This is a genomic window from Haladaptatus pallidirubidus, assembly GCF_020700235.1.
GTDB lineage: Archaea > Halobacteriota > Halobacteria > Halobacteriales > Haladaptataceae > Haladaptatus > Haladaptatus pallidirubidus.
On record NZ_CP085307.1, the window covers coordinates 513658 to 529562 of the forward strand.

24 protein-coding genes and 1 pseudogene are annotated in these 15905 nt (G+C 50.8%); 14 read left to right on the top strand and 11 right to left on the bottom strand.

Annotated features, from left to right (window positions below; all coding sequences use genetic code 11):
* The first annotated feature begins 189 nt into the window (after positions 1-189).
* From LIX15_RS32150 to LIX15_RS32165, 4 genes are all read left to right on the top strand, one after another.
* Positions 190-624 carry a DoxX family protein gene (locus tag LIX15_RS32150; protein ID WP_227778944.1) on the top strand — a complete coding sequence of 145 codons (435 nt, stop codon included), beginning with the start codon at positions 190-192 and terminating at the stop codon, positions 622-624.
* A 274-nt stretch (positions 625-898) separates the two neighbouring features.
* On the top strand, positions 899-1585 hold the full coding sequence (locus LIX15_RS32155) for a haloacid dehalogenase type II (protein WP_227778945.1): 687 nt from the start codon (positions 899-901) through the stop codon (positions 1583-1585).
* Positions 1586-1802: 217 nt separating this feature from the next.
* Positions 1803-1967 (top strand): hypothetical protein, encoded by a 165-nt coding sequence (locus LIX15_RS32160; RefSeq protein ID WP_227778946.1) that lies wholly within the window; start codon positions 1803-1805, stop codon positions 1965-1967.
* A 34-nt stretch (positions 1968-2001) separates the two neighbouring features.
* Positions 2002-2226 (top strand): serpin family protein, encoded by a 225-nt coding sequence (locus LIX15_RS32165; RefSeq protein ID WP_265338476.1) that lies wholly within the window; start codon positions 2002-2004, stop codon positions 2224-2226.
* A gap of 110 nt (positions 2227-2336) precedes the next feature.
* Here the strand turns inward: LIX15_RS32165 and LIX15_RS32170 are convergent, their stop codons facing one another.
* Entirely contained in the window at positions 2337-3137 is an 801-nt protein-coding gene (locus LIX15_RS32170; RefSeq protein ID WP_227778947.1) for an aldo/keto reductase, read from the bottom strand.
* A gap of 241 nt (positions 3138-3378) precedes the next feature.
* Here LIX15_RS32170 and LIX15_RS32175 point away from each other — a divergent pair, with 241 nt between their 5' ends.
* A complete protein-coding gene (locus LIX15_RS32175) occupies positions 3379-3909 on the top strand; it encodes a CAP domain-containing protein (RefSeq protein ID WP_227778948.1) in 531 nt (176 codons plus the stop codon).
* A gap of 269 nt (positions 3910-4178) precedes the next feature.
* Here the strand turns inward: LIX15_RS32175 and LIX15_RS32180 are convergent, their stop codons facing one another.
* From LIX15_RS32180 to LIX15_RS32195, 4 genes are all read right to left on the bottom strand, one after another.
* Positions 4179-4577, bottom strand: a complete 399-nt coding sequence (locus LIX15_RS32180; protein ID WP_227778949.1) for a PIN domain-containing protein — start codon at positions 4575-4577, stop codon at positions 4179-4181.
* Entirely contained in the window at positions 4574-4819 is a 246-nt protein-coding gene (locus LIX15_RS32185; RefSeq protein ID WP_227778950.1) for an antitoxin VapB family protein, read from the bottom strand. The genes LIX15_RS32180 and LIX15_RS32185 overlap by 4 nt, the downstream gene beginning before the upstream one ends.
* Before the next feature lie 551 nt (positions 4820-5370).
* Positions 5371-5994: a class I SAM-dependent methyltransferase gene (locus LIX15_RS32190; RefSeq protein WP_227778951.1), complete on the bottom strand. Its 624-nt coding sequence runs from the start codon at positions 5992-5994 to the stop codon at positions 5371-5373.
* Positions 5995-5996: 2 nt separating this feature from the next.
* A complete protein-coding gene (locus LIX15_RS32195) occupies positions 5997-6941 on the bottom strand; it encodes an NAD(P)/FAD-dependent oxidoreductase (RefSeq protein ID WP_227778952.1) in 945 nt (314 codons plus the stop codon).
* A gap of 220 nt (positions 6942-7161) precedes the next feature.
* Between LIX15_RS32195 and LIX15_RS32200 the strand changes: the two genes are divergently transcribed.
* Positions 7162-7560 carry a helix-turn-helix domain-containing protein gene (locus LIX15_RS32200; protein ID WP_227778953.1) on the top strand — a complete coding sequence of 133 codons (399 nt, stop codon included), beginning with the start codon at positions 7162-7164 and terminating at the stop codon, positions 7558-7560.
* A 293-nt stretch (positions 7561-7853) separates the two neighbouring features.
* Here LIX15_RS32200 and LIX15_RS32205 read toward each other — a convergent pair whose 3' ends face one another.
* The gene (locus LIX15_RS32205) at positions 7854-8342 is read right to left on the bottom strand and encodes a hypothetical protein (RefSeq protein ID WP_227778954.1); all 489 of its coding nucleotides are present in this window, start codon (positions 8340-8342) and stop codon (positions 7854-7856) included.
* Between the two features lie 44 nt (positions 8343-8386).
* Here LIX15_RS32205 and LIX15_RS32210 point away from each other — a divergent pair, with 44 nt between their 5' ends.
* Together LIX15_RS32210 and LIX15_RS32215 are read left to right on the top strand one after the other, a co-directional pair.
* On the top strand, positions 8387-9034 hold the full coding sequence (locus LIX15_RS32210) for a helix-turn-helix domain-containing protein (protein ID WP_227778955.1): 648 nt from the start codon (positions 8387-8389) through the stop codon (positions 9032-9034).
* A 203-nt stretch (positions 9035-9237) separates the two neighbouring features.
* Entirely contained in the window at positions 9238-9420 is a 183-nt protein-coding gene (locus LIX15_RS32215; RefSeq protein WP_227778956.1) for a hypothetical protein, read from the top strand.
* Positions 9421-9512: 92 nt separating this feature from the next.
* Here LIX15_RS32215 and LIX15_RS32220 read toward each other — a convergent pair whose 3' ends face one another.
* The gene (locus tag LIX15_RS32220) at positions 9513-10244 is read right to left on the bottom strand and encodes a 3-keto-5-aminohexanoate cleavage protein (protein ID WP_227778957.1); all 732 of its coding nucleotides are present in this window, start codon (positions 10242-10244) and stop codon (positions 9513-9515) included.
* An 89-nt stretch (positions 10245-10333) separates the two neighbouring features.
* Here LIX15_RS32220 and LIX15_RS34160 point away from each other — a divergent pair, with 89 nt between their 5' ends.
* From LIX15_RS34160 to LIX15_RS32230, 3 genes are all read left to right on the top strand, one after another.
* The gene (locus LIX15_RS34160; RefSeq protein WP_486327143.1) at positions 10334-10462 is read left to right on the top strand and encodes a hypothetical protein; all 129 of its coding nucleotides are present in this window, start codon (positions 10334-10336) and stop codon (positions 10460-10462) included.
* A gap of 190 nt (positions 10463-10652) precedes the next feature.
* Positions 10653-10853, top strand: a complete 201-nt coding sequence (locus LIX15_RS32225) for a hypothetical protein (RefSeq protein WP_227778958.1) — start codon at positions 10653-10655, stop codon at positions 10851-10853.
* Positions 10854-10856: 3 nt separating this feature from the next.
* The gene (locus tag LIX15_RS32230) at positions 10857-11099 is read left to right on the top strand and encodes a hypothetical protein (protein WP_227778959.1); all 243 of its coding nucleotides are present in this window, start codon (positions 10857-10859) and stop codon (positions 11097-11099) included.
* A gap of 35 nt (positions 11100-11134) precedes the next feature.
* On the opposite strand, the pseudogene LIX15_RS32235 reads toward LIX15_RS32230, so the two are convergent.
* A pseudogene (locus tag LIX15_RS32235) lies at positions 11135-11518 on the bottom strand (epoxide hydrolase); the annotation flags it as partial.
* 40 nt (positions 11519-11558) lie between these two features.
* Here LIX15_RS32235 and LIX15_RS33580 point away from each other — a divergent pair.
* Positions 11559-11636 (top strand): HalOD1 output domain-containing protein, encoded by a 78-nt coding sequence (locus tag LIX15_RS33580; RefSeq protein ID WP_368410767.1) that lies wholly within the window; start codon positions 11559-11561, stop codon positions 11634-11636.
* Positions 11637-11663: 27 nt separating this feature from the next.
* Here the strand turns inward: LIX15_RS33580 and LIX15_RS32245 are convergent, their stop codons facing one another.
* Together LIX15_RS32245 and LIX15_RS33945 are read right to left on the bottom strand one after the other, a co-directional pair.
* Entirely contained in the window at positions 11664-12500 is an 837-nt protein-coding gene (locus tag LIX15_RS32245) for a TrmB family transcriptional regulator (protein ID WP_227778960.1), read from the bottom strand.
* 477 nt (positions 12501-12977) lie between these two features.
* Positions 12978-13289, bottom strand: coding sequence for a DUF7344 domain-containing protein (locus LIX15_RS33945; protein WP_425556834.1), 312 nt, complete (start codon positions 13287-13289; stop codon positions 12978-12980).
* Between the two features lie 157 nt (positions 13290-13446).
* Here LIX15_RS33945 and LIX15_RS32255 point away from each other — a divergent pair, with 157 nt between their 5' ends.
* Positions 13447-13833: an Lrp/AsnC family transcriptional regulator gene (locus LIX15_RS32255; protein WP_227778962.1), complete on the top strand. Its 387-nt coding sequence runs from the start codon at positions 13447-13449 to the stop codon at positions 13831-13833.
* A gap of 259 nt (positions 13834-14092) precedes the next feature.
* Here LIX15_RS32255 and LIX15_RS33950 read toward each other — a convergent pair whose 3' ends face one another.
* Positions 14093-14230, bottom strand: a complete 138-nt coding sequence (locus LIX15_RS33950; RefSeq protein ID WP_425556836.1) for a hypothetical protein — start codon at positions 14228-14230, stop codon at positions 14093-14095.
* Between the two features lie 320 nt (positions 14231-14550).
* Here LIX15_RS33950 and LIX15_RS32260 point away from each other — a divergent pair, with 320 nt between their 5' ends.
* Positions 14551-15660 carry an enolase-like domain-containing protein gene (locus LIX15_RS32260; RefSeq protein ID WP_227778963.1) on the top strand — a complete coding sequence of 370 codons (1110 nt, stop codon included), beginning with the start codon at positions 14551-14553 and terminating at the stop codon, positions 15658-15660.
* Positions 15661-15905: the final 245 nt, after the last annotated feature.

Genomic DNA, 15905 nt, shown 5'->3' on the forward strand with positions numbered 1-15905 from the left:
ATGGTTAGTATATTTTTCTGCAAGTTAATCGTGATCCTTGTGTCTACCGAACACGACATACGCAGGTCAAAAGCTGGTCGACTACGTTTTTCCTAGAGTAACAGGATCGAATAATACTTGAAAAGAGAGGTAGCCGGAATATTTCGCTGCAATATGAACTTATTTCTCCTTTTTCGACAAATTTCAACTATGACCCTCAATCTCTCGATTGGTACGCTGCTAATTCGACTCGCAGTTGGAAGTATCATGCTTATTCATGGTATCGGAAAGTTGTTTTCGATCGGCCCAGCCACGATGCCAATGACTCAGTTTACGGGGTTCCTCGCCGGTCTCGGTATTCCAGCACCATCTGTCGTTGCATGGATCGTTGCACTCGTTGAACTCGTCGGTGGGCTCTGTATTCTAGTGGGTTTCCTCACGCGTTTTGCCGCGTTCGCAGTTGCGATTAATATGCTCGCTGCGACGCTGCTAGTTCATCTTCCAGAGGGGTTCTCTGATTCAGAGCTCACTATCGTGCTGTGTCTGGCTTCGTTCGCCCTCGTGTCAATCGGGGCTGGAACACTATCGATCGACGAATTAGTCGTTGATGACCGGTCACGATCGATGCTTCCAGTAGGAGAGTAATAAGGTTGAGTCCACATTTTGAATATTGCGTTCGAAACACTGATTCATGTATTATGGCGTGAATCTCATCGTAGTGCCAGTTAGGTGGTACGCTAGAAGGAAAGCCTTAGGAAAGATTTGAACTGTCGCCCAACTCCTTACAAAGGAGTTGCTCTGCTCAGCCTGAGCTACCAGGCACGACTGATATCACTACGCTCCCGACAAAGGCCTTCTCCTTTCTCTTTGACGCCATCTATGACCAACTGTTATGCCTTATCATCGATATCACGACAGCATGAGTTCGTTTGACGCAGCTCGCGTTGAAACAGTCCTGGTGGACTCGTATAGCACACTCGTCGACATGCGTTCGTTAGAGGATGCACTCGCCGAGTATACCGACAAAGCACGAGAAGCTGCTACGATCTGGTTCCAACGATCAAAGATCTATGGCATCGTTGCCACTCAATTTGAGGAATTCCGTCCTTGTAGAGACAAATATCGTCACTCGCTCAGTTATGCGCTTCAATCGGTGGGTGCATCCGTTTCTCCAACTGACCAAGAGGAAATCCTCACTGCCCTCGATCGACTGACTGTCTTTGATGACGTGCGCACTGGACTCAAACGTCTCACTGACGATGGCTATGATGTCTACGTGCTCTCGAATGGTGATCTCGATATGCTTGCAACGTTAGTTGACCACACCGAAATTGATGACATCATTTCGGGAACGATCAGTGCCTCGGAGATTGGACTCTACAAACCAGACCAACGATTGTATCGACATGCCGCTGTCCGAACGAAGACTCCTATCACCAGACTTGCGCATGTAACTGCCTCATGGAATGATGTGCATGGTGCTTTGCAATCCGGAATGCAAGGAGTATGGCTCAATCGAACAGGGACTGAGTGGGAAGCGTTTTTGGATGAGCCACATCTAACCGTCGAAAGTCTCCACGAGTTTGGTGATCTGCTCGATGTATAGTTTAACAGTTGGAGAATCGGGGTAAGGTGTCAATCGATTTTTGACCCTTCATTTTCTCCTTACTTGCTCACTTGCGAACGGTATGCAGAAGATCTCCTTGACCGTGATTTCTTAGGTCGGACCCTTCCTCAAAGGACTCCCAAATCAGTGGGACGTATTTATCATATCGAAGAATTTTCAAAACCATTTTTTACCGTACCTATCTGCTACAGTAGAGATGACTGAAAACGCGCCCAGAAATGTTACCGGTTCCATTCGTCATCAAGGAAAGGAGATCGATGATCCGGCATGGATTCCTGAATTCCTCGCCGAGCAGGAAACGGGTGTGCTCGGTCTCATAGATAACGACATCCCTCATCTTGTGATACAACTCTTCATCTAAACTCAAGAAGACGCTTGCAAAGCTCGGGATATCGATTGCGTTCTCAGACGCTGCTGACTTCAGCGGAATGACCTACCTCGAAAAGACTGGCGAAAGACTGCAAATCGATGATGTACTCCACAAGAGCTACGTCGCTGTTGATGAAGCGGGAACTGAGGCGGCGGCCGCTACTGCTGTCGAGGTACGAGCGTCATCAGCAGCGCTCAATTCATTCAAGATGACTGTCGATCGACCGTTCTACTTTTTGATCCGACATTGACCGACCGGCACCATGCTCTTCCTTGGTCGTGTTACCGATGCGAATGTCGCTCAATCTGACTGACCGCATAAGATTGACAATTCGCGAGAGCGTCCAAGATAGTTATCCCGTTACTGATTCCACGGCGCATTGTCGGGATCAACGATGCGTTCTTCGCGCTCGATACCGTCAATCGCCTCTATGTCGTCATCGTCCAAGTCGATTTTTCGCGCTTCAATATTGTCCTGCAAGTGCTCTTTCGTTGCTGTCTTTGGGATGGCAACGACGTTTTCTTTCGCTTTCAGCCATGCGAGCGAGACCTGATACGGTGTGGCATCGTGCTTTTCAGCGATATCTTGAATCGTATCCACTTCAGTCACCTTTCCCCGGGCAACTGGTGAATAAGCGACGAGCCAATGGTCGTGCTCGCGGGCATATTTCTGTAACTCTTCCTGCTGGAGCAGCGGATGCATCTCTACCTGGTGAGCGAATATTGGTGCGTCGAGGGTCTTACGCGCCTCGTTGAGTTGCTCTGGCGTGAAGTTGCTCACTCCAACGTGATCGATCGTCCCGTTGTCGTACAATTTGTCAAACGCTGGTAGCGTATCCGCAGCCTCGTAGGTGTTTCGCGGCCAATGAACATACAGTAGATCCAGTTTGTCTACATCCAGTTTGTCGAGGCTCTCTTCTGTGCTGGAGAGCACATCCTCATACGATAGTTTGTCGTCCCAGACCTTCGTCGCCAGGAATACATCCTTGCGGTCGACGTCTGCTTGGCTGATACCATTGCCAACAGGTACTTCGTTGTTGTATTCTTGAGCGGTGTCGACGTGGCGATACCCCATTTCCAATGCGGTAGCAACGACGTCTGTACAGTGCTCGGAGTCTGTGTTATTATATGTGCCAAGTCCGATTGGCGGCAGGTCGTCCATACAGAGATATGTGCTAGGTCATTTGTGAATTATGTGGCCGAGTCTTTTTATTCGAATCACGTTACTATATTGAAATCAATTGCTTTTTTCGAACATCCGAATACTCTTTGACGAAAATACTACCTCACCTACTGTTTAAACCGTTTACGAGAATTTTGGTCTATTGTTTTCCGTTCAAACTTGTAGCAAACGTCATTAGCGAATTAATAGTAATACTGGTATCCTCGAGACACAACGATGCATGTCGAAACTCAATCGACGACAATTTCTCCGAAACGCAACTACAGTGGTCGGTACGGGTACAGTAGCGGCCACAGCCGTGACGAGCCAAGCAACCGCTCGATCGACTCAGGAGTTCGAGGAAACGGTCGAACAAGAGATCCACGATCGAATTAATGGCATCCGAACCGAGCGGGGATTACCATCACTTGGACACGGTGATAATCTCGAACGGGTCGCTGAGTACCACAGTCAAGATATGATCGACAGGGACTATTTTGCTCATACCGCTCCGGATGGTGAGACTGTGGGCGATCGCTACCACAAGTATGACATCTCGTGTCAAGCGTGGGGCGAGAATATTCTCTACAACTACGCCAGTGACGAATCACCGACGAAAGCAGCAGAAAGAAGCGTTGAGCAGTGGATGCAAAGCGATGGCCATCGGCAAAATATCTTATCTGAAAAGTGGGCTATCGAAGGCATTGGTGTCCAAGTTGGACCTGACGGCCGCCTGTATGTGACACAAAACTTCGGCGCACGGTGTCAATAACAGAGATACCATACCGACCAGAACAAATTAATAAAATCAGGCGACGAACCTGTCTCCTACAATTTCGGTTCCTCTGCCGAACTAACCCGACCTCGTAACGCTTGCAGATCTTCTAGGGTAAACAGGCCGTCGTTCTTCAACAACCATAACACGAAGGTCGAAATGGAAGGTAGCAAGATACTGCCAACCAACGAAGATAGCATTGCGCTAACGATTTGTACTGTCTATCACAGGTACGAAGGCAGCGACCGACGATGCTCCGAAGAGATTTATCGGTACTCTTCGACGTCAATCACATTCTGCGTCTCTTCGTGAGTCAAGTCGCCATCCCCTGAAACCACTGGTGCATTCAGTTCACGGCCAACAGCAGCAATAAGTGCATCAGGTCCGTCAAGATAGGGACCACCGGGTGCAATCTCATTTGCAATTTTTCCTGCAGTGACCGCTGTCCGCTCGTCGGTAACATATACTTCACCCCACGAGAGATCAGCACGCACACCGTCTACGTCACCATCCGGAAGGTTGCCTGCTCCGACCACCACCTCGGCATACGCAACGAGAGGAATGATCCACTGCTCCTCGGCACCGCCTGCTTCCTTGTAGAACGTTTTGGTAGACTCAACACCTGCGAGATAGTCGATAAGAAATGATGTGTCGAGAATCTTCACGCATCGCCTCTACCGAGTCGGTGCATCCGTGCCTTTCGCTTTTCTTTACCCTGTTTGCGACCCTCACGGACGCGTTCTGCCTCTTCGTCCGACCAACGACCAAATCCATTAACGAAATCGCCGCGGTCATCGCCGAGCATACGCTCAAGAACGTCGTTGAAACTCTCGCCCTCTCGTTTCCGGCGTTCTAACTCCCGCTTCACCGTATCGCTAACGCGAATTTGATCGTTTGCGGTGCCCATCGTACGTTGACATTCGTGTTGACTCTACTTCGTCTTTGTGTTCGTGTGACCCGATTCGGACTCCTGCAATGTTTCACCGGTTGATGCGCGGTTGGCTGTTCAATCCCAAGTGTATCCGCTACCCACCGAGCAGGTACAGCGGGCAACTCCGACTCCTTGATCGCCACAAGAACATCCTCATCTCGTTTCCTCTGTATACTGGCCGCGAGTATCGCGCTTTTTCACGCCAATTACAGTAACCCGCTATTCTCTTCTCGCGTAATATACGATACAATTCTTGGCTCTCCAGCTACAACTGACTGGTCGTGTGGTGTATCGCTCCCTATGGACGCTGTTGTGTCTGCAAAGCGCGTTGTGGAAACAGGAAGCCCCGTCCTCACCGCGCGAAGCGCGTAGGGCGGTGTAGTCCATTCATATGAGCGTGTGCTTTTGTACGACGATGCAGATGGTCGCGCTAAATCGGCCCTTGTGAGGCGTCAAGTCGCTGGTCTCTCTACGGGGATAGAGCGCCAATGCTTACTTCTCAGTTGTATATTTTCTCGAGTATCTACTTACGTATCGTCATCGAACCTATCAGCGACGAGAACGCCCACTTGATCGTGTACGCGCTCAACCGCCGTCACCACGAATCCGACGTCGGTAAGTACGTCAACGAGCATTCCAACAGTTGCCGCATCGACCCCATGACCGAACAACGGTTCTTCCGGGTCGGGCGAGCTAAAGAACATCGCGTCACCGAGGACGAATCGGCGCGGGCTGAGATCGACGATGGCCTCGATGGCCTCACGTTTCTCTTCGTCGGGTAGGTGGTGCAGACTGAAGTTCGAGACAACGATGTCCACCTCGCCGCTATATTGTGGGTCACGGAACTCACCATAGCCGAACTCTATGTTATCGATACCGCTGTCAGCTGCCTTCACTTGCGCCTGTTCTAACATCCCCTCGCTGATGTCGCGACCGGCGACGTGTTCAGCGTTTCCAGCGAGTGCGAGTGCGATCAGGCCCGTACCTGTTCCAAGATCGAGCACCACGTCGTCGGGACGCGGGTCTGCGTGGTCGATGACGAGCGAGGCGCACGCATTGTATACCGGCTTCTCCTCGCTGTCGTGCTTATCGTCATAGCGATGGGCTATCTTCGAGAAGCGTTCCGCGAGATCCTCAAGCGTTCTGTCCATGTTTACCGCCCTTCCTCAAATGTTTCTTTGGAGAGCTCCATATTAACGGTCGCACCAACCTCTGTTCCGTCGCCGACAGCAGTCGCTATTGATTGAGAAGAGCCGCTTGCGGCGTCGCCTGCGACGAATACCCCATCGACCGATGTGAATCCAGTACCGTGTTGTGACCGTTTTGTTTCGACGAGCCCAGCTTGGTTCACCTGGAGGCCAAGCTGTTCAGAAAGTTCGCTGTGCTGCTCTATCGGTGGAGGGTAGAAGAGAGCCTGGCGGGCTACGTCGCGACCATCTACGAGTGAAACGCTTTCAAGCCCGTCTTCGGAGCTGTTGAGTGCGCTGATCGGTTCGTCTTCAATCACGATCCCTCGGTCGACGAACGCTGCTCGAGTTTCCTTATCAAAGACGTCCCGCCCGTCGGTGAATACAACGAGATCCTCACTCAGATTGTAGATAAGTTTGGCATATTCGAGCCCCTCTGGAGCCTTGATAAAGACTCCAAGCTGTTCACCACGAACTTCGTAGCCGTGACAGTAGGGACAGTGATGTACGCCGCTCCCCCACAACTCCTCGAATCCGTCGGTATCGGGTAGCACGTCACTGACACCAGTCGCTAGAACGACCTTCCGACTCGTGACCGTTTCGCCGGTATCAAGTGTGTTCGTGAATCCGTCTTCGTCTTTGGAGACATTCGTCACCTGCGAATCTCGGAACTCGCCGCCGTATCTCGCCACTTCTTCACGACCGAGGCGGCGGAGTTCATGTGGAGCGATGCCATCTCGCGTTAGATACCCGTGGGATTCGGCTGCTGGACCATTGCGAGGCTCGTCGCTATCGCAGACCAGAACGCTCCGGAGTGAGCGTCCTAACTGGAGTGCGACACTCAAGCCCGCAGGCCCGCCGCCGATGATGAGAACATCGTAATCCAAACCGTCGCCATCAGATGTTTGCATAGCTAGTGCAATGAGGATATCAAACATAAGGTTGTCGCTGCCAGAGACGAGTACTACCAAATGACCTAAAATGCAGGATTTTCGGGTATACAGCTGCCGAATACTTCCTATTCAAATTCGAACTGTACTTTATAGAACCACAATAGGATTGCGGAGATGCGTACAAGTATGCAATTAGAATGCAATCTTTATCTGGCAGCAGCGCCAAGTGCCGATAACAATGCCAGACGCCGTACAGAAACAACTTCAAGATGAACGGGAATGTGAGGGTCTTCTTGACTGTATGTTCGGGCTGAATGAGCTCGACAGAGGTATATTTAGACTGTTAGAAAAGAGTCCAGAGCCGCTAACCGTAGATCAAATTGCGAAGTTCATCGATCGGGAACGGACGACCGCGTACCGTTCGGTTAGACGGCTCCAAGAAGCTGGAGTTGCTGTGCAAGAACAGGAAAGTTGTCCGAAGGGAGGATATCACCATGTGTATCGAGTCTCCGACCCAAACGAGATCGCAGATGAACTCCAACGAATGCTCAATCAGTGGTACGCTAATACTGGGCAACTAATTCAGGAGTTCCGGGATACGTATGGCGAGGATCACTCTCCTGAAAAAAATCCATAGTTCTCCGCTTTCGCCATCCGAGATGTTTCACGCCGCCCATACGCAGACAGTCACTCAATCCTACGCGTATCTGCGACCCATGGAACGGTTACAGCCGAATATCGAAGGTTTCACCACATATCTGGCATTCAAATCGCGCATCACTCTTCGTCGTGAAGAGCTCTTTGAGTTTGCTTATGAAGCTCATTGGTGGTAATGTACAATATACCGACGGTGGATTGTCTCGGGGTCAAGCCCCAAGGCACTCGCTTTGTTCCGCCTGTAGAAACGACCAACCGCCACCGCCTTTCAACTCAGCGAGAACGCCATGTCAATAAAAGGCCAAACGCCAACACGAACACTATCACGACATGATAAATGATATCCGGGATGGTTCTGGGGCCAATTCCAACTATAATCGTCCAAATACCGATGAACGTTCCCAACAGCGCGAATACCTGTACACCAGCGGCAATCGAGAACATCGAGCGCGAACGAACCCACGTCATCGCTAAGCCAACGAGCAGAACAGTACCAATCACGCTCTCGGCGATCATCGCTTCTTGGTGATCGTATCCTTGGATGAGTATTCCTGCGTGTACCAAAGCAGCGGAGAAGAAGGATGCGGCCTCCACTCCAAGCAATGCACGTACCGTCCGCTCCACGGAAAATACCTCGTTCGATTGAGTATCATTTCGCGATCGAGCCTCTTGCTGGTTCGACGTATTATCTGTCGTCCCGTTCTCAGAGGGGTTCATAGTGGTTTCTACGAGAACAGTGGTAATGGTGATGTACTCGAACATGTTCGCGGCGACGCGGATAAGGTCACTCACCGATAGTACAGTGTATGCCCAGAGCCCGAGTTCGATTCAAACCGCCGGGAAATTCCCTTGGTGGTCCCTTCCAGCTATCGAGGGAGTATCCGAACGACAGGTTTCGCCTCCTGAGTGCCTACCCAGCCAAAGACGGGTTGCTCGTCGTGTTGGAAGCGACCATGTCGGACCCAGCGGTCGTTCTCGATCTATTCGAAGATGCACCGGAGACGAGAGTACCGTCCTATAACGTCCTCCATGTGGACGAACAGACAGTCTTGCTGCAGTTCCAGCTTCCGTTCATCCCTGCACCCTTTCGTGCGTTCCTCACTTCGGGGAATCTGCCACAGCTTCCATACACGATCGAGGACGGCTGGATTGTCTGTGAACTCACGACCTCACATGAGCGGCTGTCAGAGTTCAGAGACGAGTTAGCGAAGACGGGTTTCAGGTTCGAGGTCGACCGGGTCACTCAGTCGGTTACTCCAATAGACCTCTTAACCGACCGCCAGCGGGAGTTCATGCTCGAAGCGATCGTACAAGGCTACTACGACACGCCACGGCAGTGCTCGCTCACCGATTTAGCCACTACACTGGACGTCAGTAAATCGACGACAAGCATCGTACTTCATCGCGCTGAAGAAACAATCGTCAAAGAGTTCTTCAGCGCGTCTATCGAGTGAATAGCCCCAAGACAATGCTCCGAGACACTTGGCCTGACCCGCCTGTAGATACAGGTCGGAACAGCAATGCGCGCAGAAGACAGACGACACAACGCCCGAGAATTGCGACTGTGACGGCCTTGGTGACTTCCCGTGCTGGGAATGGGTCCGAACCGGTCGAAAGGAACTGCCGACCTAACCACCTGTTTCAGCTGTTTTTAGCTATGGCACGCCAACTGACGGTCTCGGATACCACCGACCAGCGAACGCTGACGGAGAGTGCGGATACTGCGAGTGATGATACCCCCGAGACACCGATGGGCCTACTCGCCCAAGCACAAGAGTACATGATCGACGTCGCGACTGAGCACTTCCTAGATTTGCCCGTCAAAGCGATCGACTGTTAGGTCTCGCACCGAGTACAACGACAGCCGGGAGTAATGAAGTACGACTCAGCGACGAATGAAAATCTGATCGCACTTACGTAGATGGCCTAGTCCTATGGCTTGTTTTCTGCCAACATTGAGACAGCAACGTCAATAAGTTCGCCGTTCCCAGAGGCAGGACGTCCATCAGGCAGGACTGTCGTGTCCTCCAGACCCGTGCGGATAGCATGTCCCCGCGCCACAGCACGTCGATTAACGGCCCACGACGCAATGCCATCTCCGTGATGCACTTGCTCAAGACTGATTCCAGCTTCATCAAGTGTCTTTTCAATGGCCTCAGCGTGGACGACTGCGTCATCCGGGTTCGAATCGAGTGGCTCGACCATTGCCCGTACGCACTGTGAGGCGATGTCCGATGCGACGAAGATGAGCGCGTCCTCGAGGGACAATAGACCAGCCTCAATCCCAATATCTCGTTCATTAAGCAATTCGCAGAGCTCGTGAATTCCCTTCTCACCTTGATTAGCTGTTACGAGATCTGGGAGCTCAGTCCAGGAAGCAATGAGTTCATATCGCTGTTCCGGATCGGGTTCGATATCCGCGGACGTACTAAGCGAAATCGGGATTCCTGGGCATGCGGATCGGACTACGTGGAGCGCTGCAGCGCACGGTTCTGGCGCAAGTGTCTCACGGCCGTCCTCATCATACGGGTGGAGATGAAGTGAAGTAGCTCCGGCGTCGACTGCCGCACGAGCCTCCACTGCAAGTTCTTCTGGCGTGTGAGGGACGGTCGGATGCATACGACCACCGTTGAGTGCTGCCTGCAATGTGATCTGGTCATTCATTAGATCGTTTCCTAATTCGTTAGCGGATAGTATAATGAGACTGTAGGAATTGTCAGTATTGGTTCATAGCATACGAGATCACGATTGCGCTGACCTGGAAGGCCTACCAGCACCACGGCTGGGAACAATTCAGTTCTACTATTCGCCACGAACTCATCCACGCGTGGCAGTACCACGAGTTCGGTGAAGCAGATAACGGAACTACGTTCACCCGCTGAACCGATTCCGTCGACACCTCTCGGCACTGCGAGCGATTCACCGCGCCAGAGTGGTGGCTCATCTGCGAGGACTGGGGCGGTCGGATTGCCCGGTATCGACGCTCGAAGACCGTCCGCAACCCAGAACAGTACGGGACTTCTTCAATATCTGCCCAATAAGCTGATGAGATCTTGTATGGTACGTTTTGCGATGACAAAGAACATCGAAATTAGTGGTGTCGGAGTCTTTGGCAACGAACGAGAAGAAGATATTCGGTCAGTTAAACAATTAATTGCCGATGCAGAGCGATTCCAGGATAATCCTGACAAATATAGCCAGCTCCACACGGAAGATACTATTATTGTTAATGTTGCTGGACGGCGAATCGTCGGACGAGATGCGTTCTACTAAGTCATGAAAGAGGCAGTGAAGACAGCCTTGGTTGACGTTCCAACGAAAACAGACATCAAGAATATCACATTTATCCGCTCAGATGTCGCAGTAGTTAGCTGCCTCAAACACATCACAGATAATCGGGATATCGGAGAGAAGGATAAATTCGAAGAAGGTTCTAAAGCGAATCAAACGTTTGTAGCAACAAGAGAGCATGGGGATTGGTCAATAGCTATGGCTCAGAGTACACTCATTCAGAATTAAGTGCGGGGAGATAACAAGAGCATTCAGATCTACGGTTACCGGAGCGCTCGGAAGAACTCCCGCAGGTCATTGACGAGCAACTCGGGAACCATGGCAGCAAAGTGGCCGCCACGATCGAACTCCGACCAGTGCACGATGTTGTTGGTTTGCTCGGCATAGCGTCGGATGGCGACGTCCTCGGCGAAGACTGCGACACCGGTAGGAATATCGGAGGGCTGGGGCCACTGGTCAGAGTGGGCATCCTCATAATAGAGACGGGCAGAAGAGTCAGCAGTGGCGGTGAGCCAATAGAGCATCACATTGGTAAGTAGCCGGTCGCGGTCGACCGCGTCTTCGGGGCGCTCGGTGCCATGGGTCCACTCCTGGAACTTTTCCACGATCCAAGCTAGGTGGCCGACTGGCGAATCAGTTAATCCGTAGATTATTGCACCAGCACTGACACGGAACACCGATACGACTGTGTCGATCTCCTTCACCTACACTGGCTACTCCGTCACTGTCCACAGCACTGGCGCCGTTCACGTTGCTCCCAGCTAAAAACTCTCGATGCTGTCGCACCGAGGACTAATCGTCCACAGTTGTATCGGGATCTTGTCGCGGTGGTAATCCCGTCGCCATTAGTCGTCGGGCAATCACTACAATTCCATTGTCGAACCCTCTCCCAAACACTGCCTTTTCCGTCTCAATCCCACCGGTATCCGTCTCATGCACCGAGCTCACGAGAATCGTGTTCTTGTCGATCAACAGCAACCGACTGATCGTCGTGTCGTCGTTGGCCTCAAGGGGTGAACTGTGCAACCACTCTAACCCGGAGACGAACACTTCTGCATCGGGCAGTGCCTCTACAATTTGCTCACGAAGCTCCTCGGTTTGTGTGCCAACCAACACATCGAGACCCGTATCGAGCGCCTCTTGGAGCCGTTCAAGCAACCCATCAGTAATAACCTCTTCCCGCCCGACAATGAGTACGATCTCTCTCCCGGCGGCATCGATGAGTTGCTGGGTGCGATTTTCAATCGGCGTCACACCCGAGAGCGCCCAAACTTCGTGTGTGATTTCCTCATCATCATCCGGAATTGCGGGTTCGATGTTCTCTATCGCCTCGATAAGTGTGTCCGTCCGTGATTCGTATTCTTGGCGTAGTGTCTCGGCGGCCTCCTCGATCGGCACGGCGCGAAATTGTTGCGGATTCGAATGCTGGATCTCGACAAGCCCTTTGGATTCTAACACTCGAATCGCATCATAGACGCGTGTTCGTGGTACGTCGGAGGTTTCGCTGATCTCTTTGGCCGTCCCTTTCGGGAGGCGTGCTAACGCCACGAAACACCCTGCTTCGTATTCTTTCAAGCCGAGTTGTTGGAGCAGTTCGATCGACTGTTGTTGATTAGATAAGTCCTTCATGGGTCCCAACCATTTGCCCGGGAACGCCGGGCTTGTCCATACCGTTCTGTCGTTGCTCACAAGACAGTTGTTGTTGAAGCCACCGAACTCGCCCAACAGAACTGTCCATCATAAATGAGACTATGCGCGTCAAGACGTATCAAAGGCACTCATCCCCGAACAGTCATATTGCTAATTTACCAGTGATCATCAGATTTGCCCATATAATCACACACCGTTTTTCATGAATACGCAAGTTATAGTAATATTATTGCTGATTTCGCAGTGATGACTGGGGTGAGTTCGATGAAATCAGCAATAAGAGATGAAATTTCTACACTCATTAATCAGATACTAAATCAGTAACCCGAATAATCACAGTAGGGTTAAACAGGATTAGCGCAAAGGGCGAAGTGGTACGGAGTTCGAATGGGTCCCAACCAATCGCCACTCCGTACCTGAACTGCCACGAACGTGGCAGTTTTCGATCGTGATCAATCAGTCGGGAACACCAGTGGGTGGCATACTGTGAGTCTCTGTGAGTACTTCGAGTAGCGGTTCGATCTCGTCGAATTGTGGACCTTTTGTCACCGCTTCCGCCTCTCGGTTCCAGACGATGATGCCATGATCTTCTAATCGTGGAAGATGGACATGGTGTAATGCTATTTTGTGCTCTTGGTCGCCACCGTCTGTCTTCATAGCATTCGGGGATATTGTGAGAGCGTTATGCGCAGAATTGTTTGAGAGTGCACGAAGAAGTAGGCGTCTATGACTGTTTGAGAGCACTGAAAGTTTGTTATCAAGCAACATGGATTCATCTCGGTAACATTTTATATCGAGTTAAACACCACAGGTTTTACAGAACTCTCGTCGTTTGAGGAACCGAGTGAATCGGTGACTAAAGAAATCGTTTGCCTGTTACTCACATTCTCACACACTTCTCACCTCTTACTATCTACTCTGGAGTATGGGCCGAGGACTGGACAATGTTGATCGCGGGATCCTGTATCATCTCCAGCGCGATGCTCGCAATACAACTACTCAAGAGATTGCTGAAACAGTGGGTACATCTGCGAGTACGGTGCGCAACCGCATCGAAGCGCTTGAAAACGATGGAATCATTAACGGCTATTATCCCGAAATCGATTATGAGGCGGCGAACCTTCCTCTTCGCGTGCAATTTGTGTGCACAGCTCCACCAACCAAGCGTGCCGAATATGTCGAGCAAGTGCTCGACGTGCAGGGGGTCATCGATGTTCAGGAGAGCTCGTTGGGCAACAGAATATTTACATTGAGGTCGTCGGTACGAGTACCCACGATATCACGCGCATTACGGATGTATTGCATGACATAGGCATGACGGTTGAATCGGCAGAGATGATGCGCAAGCGGCATATCCAACCATTCAACCATTTTCACTTCAGCAATGACATCATTGAGGAAACACCGGAACGCTAAGCTAAAAGCTAGTTGAAACGGCGATACTATCACCCGAGTCTCTCTGACTCTCCCACTCTAACCAATATTCTAGAGATAGAAGGAGTGTGTGGTCCAGCTCCCATAAATTCGGTTTCAAATGTTTGTGGGTTATGGCCAGTCGTCGGGTAACTCACCTATATGATCAAGGTGAGGAGTGGTGCGATTTCCTCAAAGTTGGGTCCTCGACGAATCGTCCCTGTGTTGGGGGTCCACTCAATATAGCCCTTATCTGCGAACTTGGGGAGATGCGTGTGCTGGAGCTGTGTTTTCAATTGTTTGAGTCGTCATCGTCTACTGCGACGTTATTTGGCGTGAACTCGTCATCGTCACGGGGATTGATGGGTATATTATCGAACTCACCGCTCACTACAGGGAAAAACGAGCGGTCAACGACTCATTCCAAGAAATACGAGCACCACTGGAGAACCATCCTGGAGACAACAGAGTAATTGACAGTTTATTTTCATTTGTTCATATACTCGTAGATTGATCAGGAAGGGTATAATATCCTTTTGTTTGATATAATATTTATTAGAATGGTGTATTTGGTAAACCAGTTATGTATAGATAGATCGGAGTCGAATGTCTACTTATGGAGTTATACGATCGGGTGAGGGATTTGGAATTCACGATCGAGAGTTACGATCTTCACTTCAAGGAAGAAAATAGCTCCGGCGATTTCGCCAGGGCAAGTGTCGTATTAGATGTGCAAGACGAATTACCATCCGTCCCTACTTTTACTCGCCCTTGCACCCAAATTTCATTATCTGGGAAAGGAATGGAAGGATATGGAGAAGATGTAACCTACGATCATGTAGACCATCGGACACTCACAAAGTCACCAGCTACACTCCCTCTTGCAGGCGAGTACTCAATAGAATCCTTCTCAGCCGCACTCAATGAAATAGATCTCTTTCCTGGGAGACCACCCGAGCGAAAAGCCTCCCTGTTCTATCGTCGGTGGGCGTTTGAGAGCGCCGCTCTCGACCTTGCGCTTAAACAGGCCGGCCTAAATCTCGCTACCATCTTCGACCGCGAGTATGATCCTGTTCGATTTGTTGTGAGCAATCGGCTCGGAGACCCGCCGACGTTTGACCGGATAGCGACCTGGCTCGAATTGGATTCTAATTTAGAGTTCAAACTCGACGCAACCTCTGATTGGTCGGCTGCCCTAATCAATGATCTTGCAGCAACTGAGACGATCCGAATCTTGGATTTTAAAGGCCAATACCGAGGCACAATGGTTGATCAGCCCCCTGATCCGATACTCTATCGACAGATTATCGACCAATTTCCGGATGCGCTCATCGAAGACCCAGTGTTGACTACCGAGACGCGGTTGTTATTCGACGGGGTTGACCATCGAATCACCTGGGATGCGCCGATAACAGGAATCCAGAGTATCGAAGAGTTGCCCTTTGAACCCGACTGGGTCAATATCAAACCGTCGCGCTTTGGGGCGCTCAAACCGTTGTTCGATACGATTGAGTACTGTCTCGATCACGACATCAAAATGTATGGGGGAGGGCAAACCGAGCTCGGCGTTGGACGGCAACATATCCATGCACTTGCGTCGTTGTTCTATCCCTCTTCACCAAATGATATCGCTCCGCGAGCGTACAATCGCCCGGAACCGACACCTGGCCTCCCAACGAGCCCACTCTCACCTCCATCAAACCCATCTGGTCTCGAATGGCGGTAAAGGGAGTGGAAGGATACAGCAGATAGGAAGCTATACCATAATGTTTCTTGACACCAATATTGACAATATTTTCATGAGTATACCGGTTCCGCCAATCATTGAGTAAAGAATCAGTTATTATGATTGATTAGGGAAATATCTGAGTTTAGCCATCAACGTGTTCTCACTCCATTATATTGACTGGAACTCAGTTTTCTCTTGTCGAATCGAAGCATGATTAGCGAAACACCTGTCGTAGCGGAGAA